General features: G+C 69.8%; 15 protein-coding genes and 4 pseudogenes. 12 read left to right on the forward strand and 7 right to left on the reverse strand.

All coding sequences use genetic code 11. The annotated features are described in order from the left end of the window. Positions 1 to 4 precede the first annotated feature (4 nt). Positions 5 to 469, reverse strand: a complete 465-nt coding sequence (locus M2271_RS34365; RefSeq protein WP_280891346.1) for a hypothetical protein — start codon at positions 467 to 469, stop codon at positions 5 to 7. A 304-nt stretch (positions 470 to 773) separates the two neighbouring features. Between M2271_RS34365 and M2271_RS34370 the strand changes: the two genes are divergently transcribed. Next, a complete protein-coding gene (locus M2271_RS34370; RefSeq protein ID WP_280891348.1) occupies positions 774 to 914 on the forward strand; it encodes a hypothetical protein in 141 nt (46 codons plus the stop codon). A 24-nt stretch (positions 915 to 938) separates the two neighbouring features. Then, positions 939 to 1067, forward strand: a pseudogene (locus M2271_RS34375) (RNA-guided endonuclease TnpB family protein); the annotation flags it as partial. Between the two features lie 31 nt (positions 1068 to 1098). Here M2271_RS34375 and M2271_RS34380 read toward each other — a convergent pair. From M2271_RS34380 to M2271_RS34395, 4 genes and pseudogenes are all read right to left on the reverse strand, one after another. After that, positions 1099 to 2418, reverse strand: a complete 1320-nt coding sequence (locus M2271_RS34380) for a DMT family transporter (protein WP_280891349.1) — start codon at positions 2416 to 2418, stop codon at positions 1099 to 1101. Between the two features lie 1016 nt (positions 2419 to 3434). Next, a pseudogene (locus tag M2271_RS34385) lies at positions 3435 to 4040 on the reverse strand (response regulator transcription factor); the annotation flags it as partial. A gap of 214 nt (positions 4041 to 4254) precedes the next feature. Beyond that, positions 4255 to 4740 (reverse strand): annotated as a pseudogene (locus M2271_RS42640) (histidine kinase dimerization/phosphoacceptor domain-containing protein); the annotation flags it as partial. A 174-nt stretch (positions 4741 to 4914) separates the two neighbouring features. Next, a complete protein-coding gene (locus tag M2271_RS34395) occupies positions 4915 to 5805 on the reverse strand; it encodes an alpha/beta hydrolase (RefSeq protein WP_280891350.1) in 891 nt (296 codons plus the stop codon). Between the two features lie 87 nt (positions 5806 to 5892). Here M2271_RS34395 and M2271_RS34400 point away from each other — a divergent pair, with 87 nt between their 5' ends. Then, on the forward strand, positions 5893 to 6369 hold the full coding sequence (locus M2271_RS34400) for a MarR family winged helix-turn-helix transcriptional regulator (protein ID WP_033532175.1): 477 nt from the start codon (positions 5893 to 5895) through the stop codon (positions 6367 to 6369). A gap of 317 nt (positions 6370 to 6686) precedes the next feature. On the opposite strand, the pseudogene M2271_RS34405 reads toward M2271_RS34400, so the two are convergent. Together M2271_RS34405 and M2271_RS34410 are read right to left on the reverse strand one after the other, a co-directional pair. Further along, positions 6687 to 6974: pseudogene (locus M2271_RS34405) on the reverse strand (helix-turn-helix transcriptional regulator); the annotation flags it as partial. Positions 6975 to 7082: 108 nt separating this feature from the next. Continuing rightward, positions 7083 to 8120, reverse strand: coding sequence for a LacI family DNA-binding transcriptional regulator (locus M2271_RS34410; protein ID WP_280891351.1), 1038 nt, complete (start codon positions 8118 to 8120; stop codon positions 7083 to 7085). Positions 8121 to 8391: 271 nt separating this feature from the next. On the opposite strand from M2271_RS34410, the gene M2271_RS34415 reads away from it, so the two are divergent. Genes M2271_RS34415 through hydA form a run of 9 tightly spaced genes read left to right on the forward strand, consistent with a single transcriptional unit; the run spans position 8392 to position 16466 of the window. After that, entirely contained in the window at positions 8392 to 9342 is a 951-nt protein-coding gene (locus M2271_RS34415) for a dihydrodipicolinate synthase family protein (protein ID WP_280891352.1), read from the forward strand. Between the two features lie 7 nt (positions 9343 to 9349). Beyond that, positions 9350 to 10222, forward strand: a complete 873-nt coding sequence (locus M2271_RS34420) for an ABC transporter substrate-binding protein (protein ID WP_280891353.1) — start codon at positions 9350 to 9352, stop codon at positions 10220 to 10222. A 19-nt stretch (positions 10223 to 10241) separates the two neighbouring features. Further along, positions 10242 to 10970, forward strand: coding sequence for an amino acid ABC transporter permease (locus M2271_RS34425; RefSeq protein ID WP_280891354.1), 729 nt, complete (start codon positions 10242 to 10244; stop codon positions 10968 to 10970). Continuing rightward, a complete protein-coding gene (locus M2271_RS34430) occupies positions 10967 to 11749 on the forward strand; it encodes an amino acid ABC transporter ATP-binding protein (RefSeq protein WP_280891355.1) in 783 nt (260 codons plus the stop codon). Before M2271_RS34425 ends, M2271_RS34430 begins: the two co-directional genes overlap by 4 nt. 35 nt (positions 11750 to 11784) lie before the next feature. After that, positions 11785 to 12078 (forward strand): (2Fe-2S)-binding protein, encoded by a 294-nt coding sequence (locus M2271_RS34435; protein ID WP_280891356.1) that lies wholly within the window; start codon positions 11785 to 11787, stop codon positions 12076 to 12078. Next, on the forward strand, positions 12071 to 13465 hold the full coding sequence (locus tag M2271_RS34440) for an FAD-dependent oxidoreductase (RefSeq protein ID WP_280891357.1): 1395 nt from the start codon (positions 12071 to 12073) through the stop codon (positions 13463 to 13465). Before M2271_RS34435 ends, M2271_RS34440 begins: the two co-directional genes overlap by 8 nt. Continuing rightward, positions 13462 to 14631 (forward strand): FAD-dependent oxidoreductase, encoded by a 1170-nt coding sequence (locus tag M2271_RS34445; protein WP_280891358.1) that lies wholly within the window; start codon positions 13462 to 13464, stop codon positions 14629 to 14631. Before M2271_RS34440 ends, M2271_RS34445 begins: the two co-directional genes overlap by 4 nt. Positions 14632 to 14644: 13 nt before the next feature. Beyond that, positions 14645 to 15025, forward strand: a complete 381-nt coding sequence (locus tag M2271_RS34450; protein WP_280891359.1) for a gamma-glutamylcyclotransferase — start codon at positions 14645 to 14647, stop codon at positions 15023 to 15025. 28 nt (positions 15026 to 15053) lie between these two features. Further along, on the forward strand, positions 15054 to 16466 hold the full coding sequence (gene hydA / locus M2271_RS34455) for a dihydropyrimidinase (protein ID WP_280891360.1): 1413 nt from the start codon (positions 15054 to 15056) through the stop codon (positions 16464 to 16466). Positions 16467 to 16561 lie beyond the last annotated feature (95 nt).

A 16561-nucleotide genomic window follows, 5' to 3' on the forward strand; every position in this document is an offset into this window, starting at 1 on the left:
AAGATCAAGGGTCTGGCCGACCGCGGCGATCCACGACGATCTGGCCACCGTCCTCCGGTACCACCAGCAACCGGTACTTCATATAACTGCCCAACTGCTTGACCACCTTGACGTCCTGCCTGGCGACCTGGCCGATCTCGTCCCAGCAGTACGCCTCCGGCTCCTGGTCGGCAACTTGACGCACGACGCCGTACTCGTACCAGGCGACCCATGTCTTCGGCGGCCTGCGGCGCAGCAGGAACCAGCAGGCCAGCCCCAACGCCAGTGCCGCCAGCGCCAGCATGGGCAGTCCGTGGTACCAGGTGCCGTCCTCGCGCTGGTCAGCGGCAGCGATCCCGACGCCGAAGGCGAGCGCGCCCAGACCGACGAGCGACAGGGGAACGATCGCCGCCCATTCAGGACGCCTGGGGTTGTTCTCCACCAGACCTCCGAAAGCGCCGAGTTCACCATCCTCCGCGGCTACCGTCATGCTTCGCGGCCCCATGGAACGCCCCCTTGCCGAATGGCTCAACGTGGCCCAGATTATGCGCCACGGGCGGTATTTCGGCCACTGGCCAGGATCGCGCGGCAGTCCGCAAGAAGAGGGATGCGCGGTCTGCCGAGGGACGTTCGGGGACGCTTTGCGCGAGAACGTGGCAAGGCGACGACGATGGGGACGGCCGCAGGCTACGGCCAGTACGTGACGTTCGCATGCCCCGCCTACTCCAACGCGGTCTTCGCCCTCGTACCGATGGGCGTCCTCGTGACTCCTCCCCGTCCTGACGCAGAACATCGTGAAGGCACCGGACGGCAGCGTGCTCGTCACCTTCTCCGGGGAGGAAGCCAATCGCGCCCACGCCGACGAGATGGTGCGACGGCATCACGCGGCGCTCAGGCGCGGTTCCGGGAATTCGTCCCAGGGCGACGGCACCTGACGGGACGTCCGGGACCGCTCTTTGTGGACCGCCGACTGGAACGCGGCCCGGAACATCTTGCATCTGTACCGGATCGGCCACGTGGCGATCCCGGCTGCCGGAAGGTGCAGTCGTCAGGCGCGGAAAAGCGCCAAGCCCGCCACCGCAAGGTAGGTGGGAATCTCCCGGCAGCCGGGATAGCAGTTCATCGCCCCAGGCTGTGGTCCGCCAATGCCTCAGGGGGACTGTCGAGGCCCGGTTCCTCTTGCGCGACGTGCGGAATACGCAAGAACAGGGTGTCGAACGCCCCCGCACCGTGATACGTGGTGAGAGTGACCGTTGGGCTCTCGTCCCCGGTGTACCTTGACCAGGCCACTCTGGGGTCCCGTCCGGCGGAGTCCGGGAGCGTCAGGTGCCTCGATGTGGGCGTGGGCCGGGGGGCATGAGGGGCGTAGGGGGTATGAGGGCCGTAGGGGGTATGAGGGCCGTAGGGGGTATGAGGGGCGTAGGGGGTATGAGGGGCGTAGGGGGTATGAGGGGCGTAGGGGGTATGAGGGCCGTAGGCCGGGTACGGGGGTATTCCTGTACCGCGGGGTCTGCCCTGCTGTGCCGTGTCTTGTTGCATGCCGCCGCTCGTCACCACGACCGTGACGCCGATGATGATCAATACGAGCCCGGGGACGGTCGCGGGCTTGATGCCCTGCTCCATGAACCACCAGGCGGCGAGCGCCGCCACGGGGGTCTCCAGCAGGAGCAGGACGCTCATTGTCGTTGCCGATGTCCTGCCAAGGGCGAAGTTCAGTGAGCCGAGCCCCAGGATCTGGGGAAAGATGAGCAGTCCGAGCAGCGACAGCTGCGTGGATCTGTCGAAGCCCGTCAGCGGGATGTGGGCCAGCCAGCAGACAGCGAGGAGCTCCAGACCGCAGACCAGGGAAGTGAACGTCGAGTACAGCGGTGTGCTGACATCCGCGCGGGACCGTTCGCTCAGCGCGGTGTACCCGGCCTGGGCGACAGCCCCTACGAGGGCGAGCAGGTCTCCCAGCAGCGCCGTACCGCCGGACCTGATGTCAAGACCGCCCGCCGCGGCCGCTCCCACGACGGAGAGAGCGAGGCCCGCCCATGTCCGGCGGGACGTGCGGACGCCCTGGCCCGCGGCGATGAGGGCCTGCCAGACGGGCTGAGTGGCGACGAGCGCCGTGGACATGGCGACCGAGGTCAGCCGGGTGCTCGTCATGAAGGCCGCGAAGTGGAGCGCGAGTGCCGTGGCGGCGAGGAAACCGAAGACCAGGGGCCGCCACTGCTCCCGCCGCAGGATGCCGCGCTCGCCCCGTGCGACGCGCGCCACCTCACGACGACGCAGTAGCAGCAGGAGAGGCCCGAGTACGGCGAAGCCCAGGCAGTTGCGCCAGAAGGCCATGGCGAGCGGCGAGGCGGTGGCGGCCGCGGTGAGTGGGGCGGTAGCCGCGACGGAGACCACGGTGACCGCCATCGCCGCCATGGACAGCGGATCGAGCTTGGACTTCACGTGTTCGTACCGCCGTCCACACTCGACCGGGCGACGGCGGATACCGCGGTTGCGATGCCGTCGCGGGTGGAACACGGCCGCGGAACACGGGAGTTCGCGGGGCCGTACTCCGCGTCATTTCTCGCGTCGTCTCTCGCGCCGTGGCCGCGATCGAAGACGCGCGTGCCACGCAGACCCTGCCCTGTTCGGTGGTGTATTCGCATGAACTGCCGCGGGGCCGCGGGTATTGACGTGGTGTCGGTGGTTGAGTCACCGGCGTCCGGCAGGTGCACGGCGTTGCGCGCAAGCGTGGGCAGGTGCACGGGGAGACCGTTTCTGTCGAACAGGACAAATAACACTTCGGCCTTATGTCCAATATTGATCACTGGGTACGCGTTTTCTGTGCTGTGGGGGGAAACCCAGGGCTTAGACAGCGGAGGTGAGACCGGTCGGCGACGCGAGCGCACGCTGCCGCACCACGTTCCACGAGGTCGCGTGACGCGGGCCCGTGGCATCGGCTCGTACCGGATCCGCGCATGCTACGGCAGCCGGTGGGCACAGCGGGCGTCGGCCAACAGGTGGCCGGTACTCGCCAGGGAGGTTCGTCCGACGGTGTCCGGGTTCGCCGGGCACGGAGCTCGGCATGACATCCCGCGGATCCGCCGAACACGCGTGGGCCGGAACGCCGACAGTCCGGTCCAGGGCCCGCCATCGCAGGACGCCGACCCGATGCTCTGGACGGCAGCCGCGCTGAGGTGGGGGCCAGGTCGATGCGCTCACGGACGCTCAGACTGGCACGGCAAAGTGATCGGAATCCAGCCTGGAATATGACCGATCCGTAACAGTCTCGGCTATGTGATCATCGTGCAGCAGCGCTGCGATCGATGGGCGATCGCCGCCGACTCTGAGCGCGTTCCTCGTGTCCTCCTCATCGAAGACCACCCCACTGACCGCGAAGGCGTCTGGCAGGCCTTGTGCCGCCAGGGCACGACGTCGCGGCGGCCAGGGCCGAGGACGGCATGGCAAGTTCCAAGACCTCAGGTGGTGTCCGTGCCCCAGGCTGCTGGGCCGCGGGAGATCAGTCCGTTCTCGTACGCGAAGACGACCGCCTGAGCCCGGCTGTTCAGCATCAGCTTGCTCATGCAGCGATGGACGTGTGTCTTGATGGTCGCCGTGCTGAGCACGAGTCGCTGGGCGATGTCGGAGTTGGACATGCCCGCCCCGACCAGCCCGAGAACTTCTAACTCCCGCGGGGTCAGCGTGTCCAGCCCGAAGTGCGCCTCGGGCGCGGCCGGGCGGAGGGTACAGGTCTCGATGAGTCCTTTGATCACTGGGGCGCTGAACAGCATGTCACCGGCGAGCACGGTGTCGATGGCGACGAGCAGCCGGTCCGGTGGGGTGTCTTTGAGAAGGAAGCCGCAGGCACCGACCTTGAGGGCGCCGTAGACGTACTCGTCGAGGTCGAAGGTGGTCAGGACGAGGATCTTGGGGAGCGGGGACGCAGCCTGGGCAAGGATGCGCTCGATGGCGGTGATCCCGCTGATGCCCGGCATCCGAATGTCCATCAGGATGACGTCCGGTCTGGTCTGCGTGGCGATCTCGATGGCCTCCTCGCCGTCCTGCGCCTCGCCGATGACGTCGACGCACAGGTCGACGCCTGGCGGCAGAGCGAACGGGGCACCCGTGATCCGGACGTCGACGGGGACACCCGCAGCTTCGACGCGCCGGGCCAGCTGGTCCAGCCGCCCGAGACCAGGGGTCGCGTGGTGGTCGCCCGCCCCCCTCCTGTGCGCGTTCGGTCCCTTCCCGGAGCACGACCAGCATGCGGCGCATCTCCGCCATGGCCTCGTGGGCGCTGCCTGCGATGGTGTCCAGCGCCTCGCGGGCCGTCCTCGGATCGGAGGTGAAGACGTATCCGGCCAGGCCGGTCTGGACGGAGATCGCAGACACGTGGTGGGCGACCACGTCGTGCAGTTCACGGGCTATTCCCATGCGCTCGGCGATGACGGCCCGTTGGGCCTTCTCCTCCTGCTCCAGGCGCAGTTGCTCGGTGAGCACCGCGAGCCGCTCGCCGCGCTCCGCGAGCCGACGGGACCGGTCGCCGGTCACCCACAGGACAGCGACCATCACGGTCACGAAGACCACACTGAGCGGGCCGATCCCGGGCTCCGCACCGCCAACAGATGCCAACATTCCCGAGTCCGACATACCAGGATCAACAGCAGTAGTCTCTGTCGGAGCTGCCGCCACGCGGATGGGTACTGTCAGACCCCGGGCTTGGCATCCGCTCGTGAACCTCGACTCCCGCCCACCCGACGGCGTAGCCCTGCCGCCCGGCCGCATGATCACCTCGGAAGAAGCGGACGGCGTATCCGCGGTTGAAACACGCGGTGTCGGCGCGGGAGTTGCCCACCTCGGCAGCACGAATCCGGGAGGCAACGGCGCTGCCCGGCTCGAGGCCGCGTCAGCGGCAGGCCGGAGAGGGCACGGAGGGTGGCGGTGCAGGGACTCGGCCGTTCAGCGGCTCCGGTCGACGCGGTCGACGAAGTCGCCGACCGCGGTGGCGAAGGCGGCGGGCGCCTCCTGCGCGACGAAATGCCCGACGTCCGGGATCGTGACCGCGGTGACGTCGCCGGCGACCTGGCGCATCGTCCGCTCGGTGAAGGGGGCGTTGATGCCGTCGACGGCGAGCACGGGAACGGTCAGCGGCCGCGACTCGGCCAGTGCCCGCATCCGGTCGCCGCCGGTCAGGGAGGAACGGTAGAGCCCCTCGGTGCCGCGCCAGCCGCCCGGCCGCGCGTAGGTGCGGGCGAACTCGTCGAGGTCGGCCTCGGTGACCCCGCCCGGCACCATCGTCATCACCGAGACGGCCCAGTCGAGCATCACTCGCTCGCGGCCGGCCAGGAACAGCTCCGGAATTCCCGGGGCGGCCAGGAATCCCACGTGCCAGGAGCCGCCGTTCCTCACGTCGGCCAGCATCTCCCAGCCGTACCCCGGAAGGGTGGTCTCGACGCCGGTGAAGCTGAGGACGTCGCCGGGGTGCGTGGCCGCGAACGCGAAGACCGGCCCGCCGCTGATGTCCTGACAGGTCACGTGCACGGGCCCGACGCCGAGGTGGGCGACCAGCCGGTGCAGGTCCTCCGCCATGGTGGCCAAGTCGTGGTCGCCGTCGGCGATGCCGGAGTCGCCGAAGCCGCGCAGGTCGACGGCGAACACCCGGTGGGTGGCGGCGAGCAGCGGGATGACGTCGCGGAAGGCCCACCAGGACTCCGGCCACCCGTGCACCAGCAGGATCGGGGGGCCGGTGTCGCCCGCCGAGACGTAGTGCAACGTGGTGCCGTTGACCTCGGCGGTGTGGTGCGTGACGCCCGCCACGGCGGGCGAGGCGGTCACGAAAGAGCTGGTCATGCGGTGACTCCCAAGATAGACAGTCAGGTTGACGTTAGTGTTGGTCAACCTGGTTGTCCATGTCAAGGGAAGATCTAGACTGTGGTCATGTCCTCACGATCCGGCGCCGATCTCGCCCTGCTGCTCCTGGGCAGCTATCGCAATCTGGTGGACGAAGTGGTCCGGGAGCTGGCGACCCGGGGATACCCCGACGCCCGGCCGTCGCACGAGTACGCGATCCGGGCCATCCGAGCCGGCGCCGACAGCGCCTCGGACTTGGCCCGCAGACTCGCCATCACCAAGCAGGCCGCGGCGAAGACGATCGCCGCGCTCGTCGAACGCGGGTACGTCACCACCGAGACCGACCCCGCCGACATCCGCCGCAAGAACATCCGGATCACCGATCACGGGATCGGGCTGATCACCGAGAGCACGGCGATCTTCGACGAGGTGCGGGCCCGCTGGGAAGTGCGTCTGGGCGCCGCCGAACTCGCCGAGCTGGAAACGCAGCTCGCCCAATTCGTCGGCGACTCGCCCATCAACCTCGACGCTCCGGGCTGGGCGGCGGGACAGGAACTGCGCTAGCGGTCAGCCGAGGGTCGTGGTCGGCCGGTCGGCGCCGCTTTCGCGGCCGCCGGAGACATCGGCGGGGCCGAGGAATTCGCGTTTGTACAACCGTTTCACGCCACCGGGATGCCGGCCCACCTGCTCAAGCTCGAGCTGGCCACCCGGACGGTCCCGTCGGGGTAGTCGGGGTAGTCGGGGTAGTCGGGATTCCAGCTTGTTTTGGCTCCACGTGGATGGGCTCGTCGTCGTGTGGGTGGGCGTGGTGTCGTCGTAGGGGCCGCCAGCAAAGCGCTCGTTGTCGGGGGGACGCGTTCGACAGGCGGCCGGCCGACAGCCCTGGATTTTCTTGGTGCACGAGCCAGGGCGTGCAGATGGGCACGCTCGGACTCGTCCAGTCGCAGGGCGCTCGCCACCGCGTCGAGCACCTCGCGCGAGGCGTTGCGTGACTGGCCCTGCTCCAGGCGGGTGTAGTAGGGCGCGCTGATGCCTGCGAGCATCGCGAGTTCCTCCCGCCGCAGCCCAGGCACCCGGCGATGTTCGCCGTAGGTCTCCAACCCGACGTCTTGGGGCTGTAGTTGGCTACGGCGTGCCTGGAGGAATTCGGCGAGGTGACACCTGGGCACCCCCTGATCCTCGACTTCCGGCACACCGCCCCGGCCGCCCTCCTCGTGACATCGCCGCCCGGGCGGTCCCACAAGGGCCGACAGGTCGGCTGACCGAGGAACCGGCCATCACCCCGGCCGGCGCGGGGCCGTGGTCGAACTGCGTACCACCAGCCGGGAGCCGACGCGGATGAGCCGGCCGACGCCCTCCGGTCCGGGGTCGCCGTTGGCGGGGCGGCTGTCGATGCGGCGCAGGAGTTGCTCCGCGGCGAGTTCGCCGAGGTCGCGAGCTCCGTTGTCGACGACGGTGATCGGCGGGTGCCAGTACGGAAACCAGGGTGCCTCCTCGTGGCACACGAGAGAGAGCTGCTCCGGCACCCGGACGCCGAGCTGCACCAGGGCTCCGAGCGCCCCGAACGTCGCTTCGTGGTTGGCGCTGTACAGCGCGGTGGGCGGGTCGTCCGCGGCCATCACCCGCATGACGGCCTCCGCGCCGAACGGCACGGTGTACGGGCCACGAGCGCAGAGCGTGGGTTCGGGTTCGAGCCCGGCGGCGGTCAGGGCGGCGGCGAATCCCCTGTAACGGTCGCGTCCGGAGTCGACGCCCGGCGGACCGCCGATGAAGGCGATCCGCCGGTGTCCGAGGCCGAGCAGGTGCTGGACGGCCAGTTCGGCGCCTTCCCGGTCACCGGCCATCACGGAGTCACCGGGAGCGCCGTCGGGTGTGCGCATCAGGTTGACCACGGGGATGCCGGCCCCGCTCACCTGCCGGACCGTCGCGGTGTTGTCGCCCGTCCCCACGATGATCAGGCCGTCGACGCGGTGGTCCAACAGCATGTCCAGGTAACGGCGTTCGCGCACCGGGTCGGAGTCGGTGACGCACAGCAGCACCTGGTAGCCGCACTCGTCCAGCCGCTGCTGGACCACTCCGGTGATGGTGTGGAAGGAGGCGTTCACCAGGTTGGTGATCACCAGCCCTACGAGGTTGCTGCGCCGCGTACGCAGTCCGCTGGCGATCCGGTTCGGGCGGTAGCCGAGGCGTTCCGCCGCGGACTGCACCGCGCGCTTCGTCCGCTCGCTGACCCGGCTGGAGCCGCTCAGCACCCGCGAGGCCGTGCTCTTGGAGACCCCCGCCGCGTCCGCCACCTGGTCCAAGGTGACCGCCACTGGTCCACCCCCGATCATGAAATCGATCCCATACAACTCTCCACACCCCGAGTCGATGGGCGTCATCATGTCAGACACCTTGAAGTCAGTGGCGTAAAAACTACGTTTCTCAGACAGTTTCAAGCCAACTTGAGGTTGACCTCGCCCCAAGCGGCTGCCACGGTTCTGTGCAATCGATCCCACAAGATGGCCTCCTGATGGCCTCCTGAAGGCGTCCTCAAGGCGTCCTCAAGGCGTCCTGAAGGGGACAGACACTCGATCGGAGCTCACCATGACCCCCACGGGTGCCGTCTCCTGGCACGGCTACTGGCCGGCCGCACCCACGCCGTTCGCCGCCGACGGCTCGCTCGACGAGAGCGCCTGGCGCGCACTGCTGCGGCTGTACGCGGAACACGGCGTGCACGGGGTGCTGGTCAACGGCACGACCGGCGAGTGGTTCTCCCAGACCGCCGAGGAGCGCCGCCGGGTGGCCGAGATCGCGGTCACCGAACTCTCGGGGCAGATACCGGTGGTGATCGGCTGCGGCGCGTACACCGCGGACGAGTCCGCGCGATACGGCGAACACGCCCGCTCGATCGGCGCGGACGGCATCCTCACCACGCCGCCGCCCTACGTCCATCCGAGCCAGGACGAGATCCACGCTTTCTACGCCGCTCTCGCCAGGGCGGTCGACCTGCCGCTCATGGTCTACAACTGGCCGCGCGGCACCGCCGTCGACATCACGGTCGACACCCTGGTCAGGCTGGCCGAACTGGACACCGTGATGGCCGTCAAGGACAGTTCCGGCGACGAGCTGAAGGTCGCGGAGACCTGCGCCGCCCTGGCCGGGAAGGTCCAGGTCTTCGGCCGCTTCATCCACCGCCGGGGCATGGCCGTGATGGCCGAGTTCGGCGGCGCCGGAAACATCGACGGCGGCGGCCTCGGTGCCCTCTTCGCCGTCCCCTTCTACGAGGCCTACTGGGCCGGTGACCTCGACCGGGCCCGGGAATGGTCCGCACGCTACGAACGGCTTGTGAACCTGCTCGTCAACGACGACTACAGCTCACGGTTCGCCTCACCCACCTCGCAGCTCAAAGCCGCCATGCGGCTGCTCGGGCAGCCCGGGGGGCACGTACGCCCCCCGCTGCTCCCCCTGGAGGACCCGTCCGCGCTGCTCGGCCTGTCCGCGGCGCTCGACGAGGCCGGGCTGCACCCCTGTTCCACCAGTACCGGAAAAAGGTGAACCGACCGTGCGCAGACTTCTCATCGCGGCTTCCTCCGCGGCCCTGCTTCTGACCGTGGCGGCCTGCGGCAGCGAGGACACGTCCTCGCTGTCCGCCGCCGCCTCCCCGACCGGCTGCACACCCAAGGTGGCCAAGTCGGACCTGGTCACGGCGGGCACGTTGACGATTTCGACCAACGCGACCCTGCCGCCCATGCAGTACCTGGACTCCTCCAACAAGATCGTCGGCATGCGGGTGGACCTCGGCAACGAGATAGCCAAACTCCTCTGTCTCACCCCGAAGTTCGTCAACATCCCCTTCGACGCGCAGATCCCCGGCGTGCAGGGCGGACGCTGGGACATGATCGACACCGGCATGTTCTACACGCCGGAGCGCGCCGGGACCGTCAAGCTCGTCCCGTACGAGATCCAGGGTGTCTCCGTCTCCGTCGCCAAGGGCAACGCGAAGAAGATCACCTCCGAGGACGACCTGTCCGGCAGGACCATCGCCGTGGAGGCCCCGGGCTACGAGTTCGACACTCTCACCGCGCTCAACAAGGAACTGAAGGCAGCCGGGAAGTCGCAGATCACCATCCGCACCTTCACGACCACCGCCGACGCCTACCAGGCACTGTCCTCGGGCCAGGTCGAGGGCGTGGCCATCGTCGAGTCGGTCACCAGCTACTACCAGAAGGACGGCCGCTTCGAGACGGCGGTCAAGGGCATGAACCCCGCGCCGCTCGCCCTCGGCTTCGGCAAGCAGAAGCCCGCCGACGCGGTCGCGGGCGCGCTCAACACCCTGCGGGACAACGGCTACTTGGCCACGTTGTTCAAGAAGTACGGCGTCACGCCCTACACCGGCGACCTCAAGGTGACCACCGGCGCGATCAGCGCGAAGTAACCAGCGAAGGGCGAGAGCCATGTGGTCCTGGGATGCCTTCTTTTCCTTTCTCAGCAATCCGCAGCTCATTCAGGGAGCTTGGACGACGATCTGGCTGACCACGGTCAGCATGGCGCTCGCCCTTCCGCTCGCCGTGCTCGTGGCGCTGGGCAGAGCGTCCCGCGTCGCACCGGTCCGGGCGGTCACCGGCTTCTACGTGTGGCTGATGCGCGGCACCCCCCTGCTGGTCCAACTGGTCATCATCTACACGGGATTGCCCCAGGCGGGGCTGCGCCTCGGCGTGATCAGCGCGGCCCTGACGGGCCTGGTCCTCAATGAGGCGGCGTACCTCTCGGAGATCGTCCGCGCCGGGGTCCTCTCGGTCCCGCGCGGCCAGTTGGAGGCGGCCCGCGCGCTGGGCATGCCGCCCTGGAAGGTGTTCCGGGTGGTGGTCGTTCCGCAGGCGCTGCGGGTGATGGTCCCGCCGCTCGGCAACAGCTTCAACGGCCTGCTCAAGACGACGACGCTCGTTTCGGTGATCTCCGTCGAAGAACTGCTGCGCCGTACCCAGTTCGCCGTCCAGACCAACTTCCGCGTCCTGGAGGGCCTCACCGCGGCGGCCCTGTACTACCTGGCGATGACCACCCTGTGGGGTCTGGTCCAGCGGTGGCTGGAGATCCGGGTCGGCCGCGGTCACCAGACCGGGCCGAGCCGTGGCCGCCGCATCAAGAGCGCCACCGTACCGGCACTCGAACTGGAGACCCGATGACAGTCGAGAAGAAGGCCGCTCCCGTGGTTGTCGAAGCGCGCCAGGTCCGCAAGTCGTACGGCGGGGTCGAGGTCCTCAAGGGCATCGACCTGACGGTCCGGCAGGGCGAGGTCGTCCTCGTCCTGGGTCCGTCGGGCGGCGGCAAGAGCACGTTCCTGCGCACCCTCAACCACCTGGAGTCCCCCGACTCGGGCACCGTCAGCATCTGCGGCGAACGCATCGGATACGGCGACCGGGCCGGACGCCAGATCCCTCTGCGGGAGCGCCGGATCGCCGTCCAGCGGCGGCGCACCGGCATGGTGTTCCAGCAGTTCAACCTGTTCCCGAACATGACCGCGCTGGACAACGTGGCATCCGGTCCCGTGCACGTGAACAGCGTCCCCAAGACCGAAGCCCGCGCCGCAGCAGGCGAGTTGCTGGCCATGGTGGGCCTCGCCGACAAGACCGGCTCCTACCCCTCCCAGCTCTCCGGCGGCCAGCAGCAGCGGGTGGCCATCGCCCGCGCCCTGGCGATGCGCCCCGAACTGCTGCTCTTCGACGAACCCACGTCGGCGCTCGACCCGGAGATGGTCGGCGAGGTGCTCGACGTCATGATCCGGCTCCGCGATCAGGGCATGACCATGATCGTCGTCAGCCATGAGATGGGCTTCGCCCGCGCGGCGGCCGACCGGGTGGTGTTCATCGCCGACGGCCTGGTGGTGGAGGACAAGTCTCCGGACCTGTTCTTCTCCGCGCCGGAGCACGAACGCACTCGGCAATTCCTGGAGCGGATCCTTTGAACCCCCCACCCCCCTTGAGCCCTGTGAGCACAGCCATGAGCACCAGCCCCCTGCCGGAAACGGTCACCGTGACCATCGACGGCACCCCCAGCCAGGCCTGGGCGGGCCAGTCCGTGACCGCGGTCCTGGTCGCGGCCGGCGTCTGGCCGCTGCGCCGCAACCCGGTCAACGGCCAGTTGCGCGGCCCGTTCTGCGGAATGGGTGTCTGCCTGGAGTGCGAGGTGACCATCGACGGCCGCCCGGGCTGCCGCAGTTGCACCGCGCATGTCGCCGACGGCACCGACATCCGCACCCACACCGAGCCCGTGCCGACGGCCGCACATGGCTGACGACATCGAGGAACCGGAGACGGACGTCGCGGTGGTCGGCGGCGGACCCGCCGGACTGCACGCGGCGCTGGTCCTCGCCCGGGGTGGGCTGCGCGTGGTCCTGCTCGACGAATCCGACACCCTCGGCGGCCAGTACTACAAGCGTCGGGTCGAGCAACTCGCCGCCGTCTTCGGTGACTTCCGCCCACGCGGCACCGAACTGATCCGCCAGGTACGGGCCGCCGGGGTCATCTGCCGTACCGGCACGCTGGTCTGGGGCGCCGAGGACGCCGGCCGCACCCTGTTCACCTGCGACGTGCGCACCGGCGCCCTGGGGCGGGTGCGCGCCCGTGCCACGCTCGCCGCCACCGGCGCGTACGAACGCACCCTGCCCTTCCCCGGGTGGACGCTGCCGGGTGTGGTGACCCCCGGGTTCGCCCTGCATCTGGCCACCATGGACCGGGTCCCCGTGGGCCGACGGGTGGTGCTCGCCGGGACCGGGCCGTTCCTGCTCCCGGTCGCCTGCGCCCTCCTGGAGGCGGGCGCCAGGATCGAGGCGCTGGTCGAGCTGAACCAGCCGTACCGCCCTCGGGCCGCCCTGACCGGCGGCGCGCTGCGGCAGCCGGCGCGGCTCGCGGAGGCCGCCCGCTACCTGCTGACCCTCGCCCGCCACGGCATCCGCGTCGAGCAGGGCTCCCGCGTACTGGCGGCGTACGGCGACACCCAGGTCACCGCCGTGGACATCGGCAGCGCGGACGGCGGCGTCCGCCGGATCGAGACCGACGCGCTGTGCGTGGGCTTCGGCTTCCGCCCCAGCACCGAACTCCCCCGGCTGCTGGGCTGCCGCACCGAGCCGGACCCGGCGGGCACGGAGCGGCTCCCGGTCGTGGACGCGGACGGCGCGACCTCGGTGGACGGGCTGTACGTCGCCGGGGACTGCGCCGGCATCGCGGGCGTGCACGCGGCAGGCGTACGAGGACAGCTCGCCGCCCATGCGATCCTGCGCCGCCTGGCACCCGAACGCGCGCCCGTGCGGGTGGCCGGCCTGCGCCGCCGGGCCCGCGCTCTGGATCGTTTCGCGGCGCTGGCCGACCGTCTCTACCCCCTGCCCGCCGACGCCGTGGCCGACATCGCCGACGCCACCCAGGTCTGCCGCTGCGAGGGGGTCACCGCCGGCGAGATCCGGCGGGCCGCCGCGACCGGCTGGAACGACCTGCACGGCACCAAAGCCGCCACCCGCGCCGGTATGGGCCCCTGCCAGGGACGCGAATGCGGCCACATCGTCGCGGCGCTGACCGCGCGGGCCTGGGGGCCGGACCGGGCACCGGAGTGCTTCGCGGCCCGTATGCCGCTGCGACCGCTGCCCATGGCCACCACCGTCGAAGGGCGGGAGGTGACGGACCAGTGACTGACGCACAGCCGGACGTCGTCGTCATCGGCGCCGGCATCCTCGGCGCCAGTACCGCCTTCCACCTCGCCGAACGCGGTTACCGCGTCGTGGTGTTGGAGCGCGGCGCCCCCAACAGGGAAGGCTCCGGCACCACCGCGGGCAACCTCCACATCCAGGCCATCCACACCCGTCGCCCCGGCCAGAAGGTCCCGGTCGACAGCGCCCGCCTGCTGCCGCTGCAACGCCGGGCGTCGGACCACTGGGCGCAGATCGAGGAGCGTCTCGACGCGGACGTGGAACTGCGGCGCGGGGGCGGCTTCATGGTCGCCGAAACCGCCGCGCAGGAAGAGGAGTTGAGGGAGAAGCACGAGTGGGAACGCCGGGCGGGAATCCCCACCGAGGTGCTCACCGGCGACGAAGCCCGCAAGCAACTGCCCCTGCTCTCGGACCACGTACGCGCCGCCAGTTGGTGCTCGCTCGACGGATACGCCAACCCGCTCCTGATCACCCCCGCCTATCTGACCGCCGCCCGCCGCCTCGGCGCCCACCTGCACGCCTTCACTCCGGTGACCGGCATCCAACGGGTCGGCGACGACTACAAGGTGCGTTCGGGCGACCGCAGTTGGACCGCACCCACGGTCGTCAACGTGGCCGGCCCGTGGATCACCGAGATCTCCGCGCTGGCCGGAATCCACGTCCGGATGTCACCGGTCGCGATCCAGATGCACGTGACCGTACGGGTGCCGCCGGTGATGCACCACCTGGTCCAGCACATCGGCGAGGGCATGTCGGTCAAGCAGGTCAGTGCCGGCAACCTGCTGATCGGCGGCGGCTGGCCCGCCGCCGGACTGGACATGGCGGGCCGCAGCACCGTCAGTCCGGCCAGCATGGCCGGCAACCTCGCCCAGGCCGGGCGGATCCTCCCGTTCCTCGGCGGGCTGCGCCTGCTGCGCATGTGGGCCGGACCACTGGCCGCGACCCCGGACGAGATGCCGGTGATCGGCGAAGTCCCCGGGCACCCGGGGTTCTTCGTCGCGGGCGGTACCTACGCGTTCACCCTGGCCCCGGTGTGGGGCGACACGCTGTGCCGCCAGATCACCGGGGAGCCCCTGGCCGACCCGGTGGACGACCTGGGTCCCGGCCGCCTGCTGTACGACGCCGCCACCACTCCCGTATCCCCCTGAAAGGCACCCACCCATGACCCTGAAGATGTTCGTCAACGGCCAGGCGATGTCCGGAGGCAGCCTCAACCACGCACTGAAGGACGCCCGCCTCCTCGGCCCCGCCCGCACGGCTCCCGCCTACCGCTTCTTCTCCGTTCGCAACGAGTTTCCCGGCCTGCACCCGGTCGCGGAGGGCGGCGCGGCGATCAACGGCGAGGTGTACGAGGTCAGTTACGAGGTGCTGCGCGAGCAGTTGCTCCCCGAGGAGCCCCAGGAACTCGAACTGGGCGTCATCACCCTGGAGGACGGGTCGGGTTCCTTCTCCATGCGTATGCGTGCCTCCGCGCTGACGGCACCCGGTGTCCTCGACATCACCGCGCACGGCGGCTGGCACGCCTACCTCGCCACGCTCTGACCCTCGTCCCCCTCACTGGAGGCTCACCATGTCCCCTTCCGAACCGATCGACCTCGTCGTCCGGGGTGGCACCGTGGTCAACGCCGACTGGCAGGGCGCCGCGGACGTCCTGGTCGGCGGCGGAAAGGTCCTGGGGGTGGTGGAACCGGGCGCGTACCGTTCCGCGCAGCCGCCCGGCATCACCGAGATGGACGCCACCGGACGCCTCGTACTGCCCGGCGGCGTGGACCCGCACTGTCATGTCGGCTTCACCTCGGGGGACTTCACCTCCCTGGACGACTACCGGCAGGCGACGACCGCCGCCGTCTTCGGCGGTACGACCACGATCGTCGACTTCGCGATCCCCCGTCCTGGGCAGAACCCGGCGGATGTCGCGGCGGCCCAGCGCGCCAAGGCGGGACAGGGGTTGTGCGACAGCGCGCTGCACGGCTGTGTGGTCCAGTGGGACGACACCGTGCCGGAGCAACTGCGGTCGCTGACCGCCGACGGCATCGTCACGGTCAAGATGTTCACCACCTACCGCGGCGAGACCATGGCCGACGAGAAGACCATCCTCAACGTGATGACCACACTGCGGGACCTCGGTGGCATGGTGGTCATCCACTGCGAGGCCGATCACATCATCTCCGACGTGCAGGAACGCGGTGAAGCGGCCGACGCGATCAGCGCCTGCCACCACGCCGGCACCAGGCCCGAACTGGCCGAGAACGCCTCCGTCGCCGAGATCCTCGCCATCGCCGAAGCGGTCGCGGCCCCGGTGTACTTCGTGCACCAGTCCACGCCCGAGGCTGTCGACCTGGTGGCGCGCGCCCGCAGCAGAGGGGTACGCGCCTTCACCGAGACCGTCGCCCACCACCTCGTCCTGGACGACACGGCGTACGCGGGCCCGCACCCGGAGCGGTTCGTGTGCTGCCCCCCGTTGCGCGGCGCCGACACGGTCGCCGGGCTGCGCTCCCGGGTGCTGATGGGCCAGGTCGCCACGATCGGCAGCGATCACTGCTGCTACGACACGGCCCAGAAGGAGTCGGTGAGCCACGACGTACGGGCGATGCCCAACGGTCTGCCGGGAGTGGAGACCCGTATGCCGGTGATCTTCAACGAGCTGGTGGTCAGGGGCGGCCTGCCGGCGGGCCGCTTCGTCGAATTGATGTGCGCCAACCCGGCCAGGCTCAACGGCCTGTACCCCCGCAAGGGAGTCATCGCGCCCGGCTCGGACGCGGACCTGGCGATCTGGGACCCCACGGCCACCCGGACGGTTCGCAGCGCAGGCCTGCACATGGCCACGGACTACACGCCGTACGAGGGCATGACGGTCACCGGCTGGCCGGAGACCGTCGTGGTGGGCGGCCGTCCCGTCGTCGAGGCCGGCCGGCTGACGGACGCCGAACCCCGCGGCCGTCATCTGCGCTCGGGCCCGCTGAGCCGGTCCCTGGTCTGCTGAGGATCCGAGGGCCCGTCCCTTCACAGGACAGGCCGCCCTCTGCCGAGGCACCCGGCGCCTGATCGGACGCCGATACACCGCTGGCCGACCCACGC

Origin of the sequence: Streptomyces sp. LBL (genome assembly GCF_029893585.1) — a bacterium.
GTDB lineage: Bacteria > Actinomycetota > Actinomycetes > Streptomycetales > Streptomycetaceae > Streptomyces.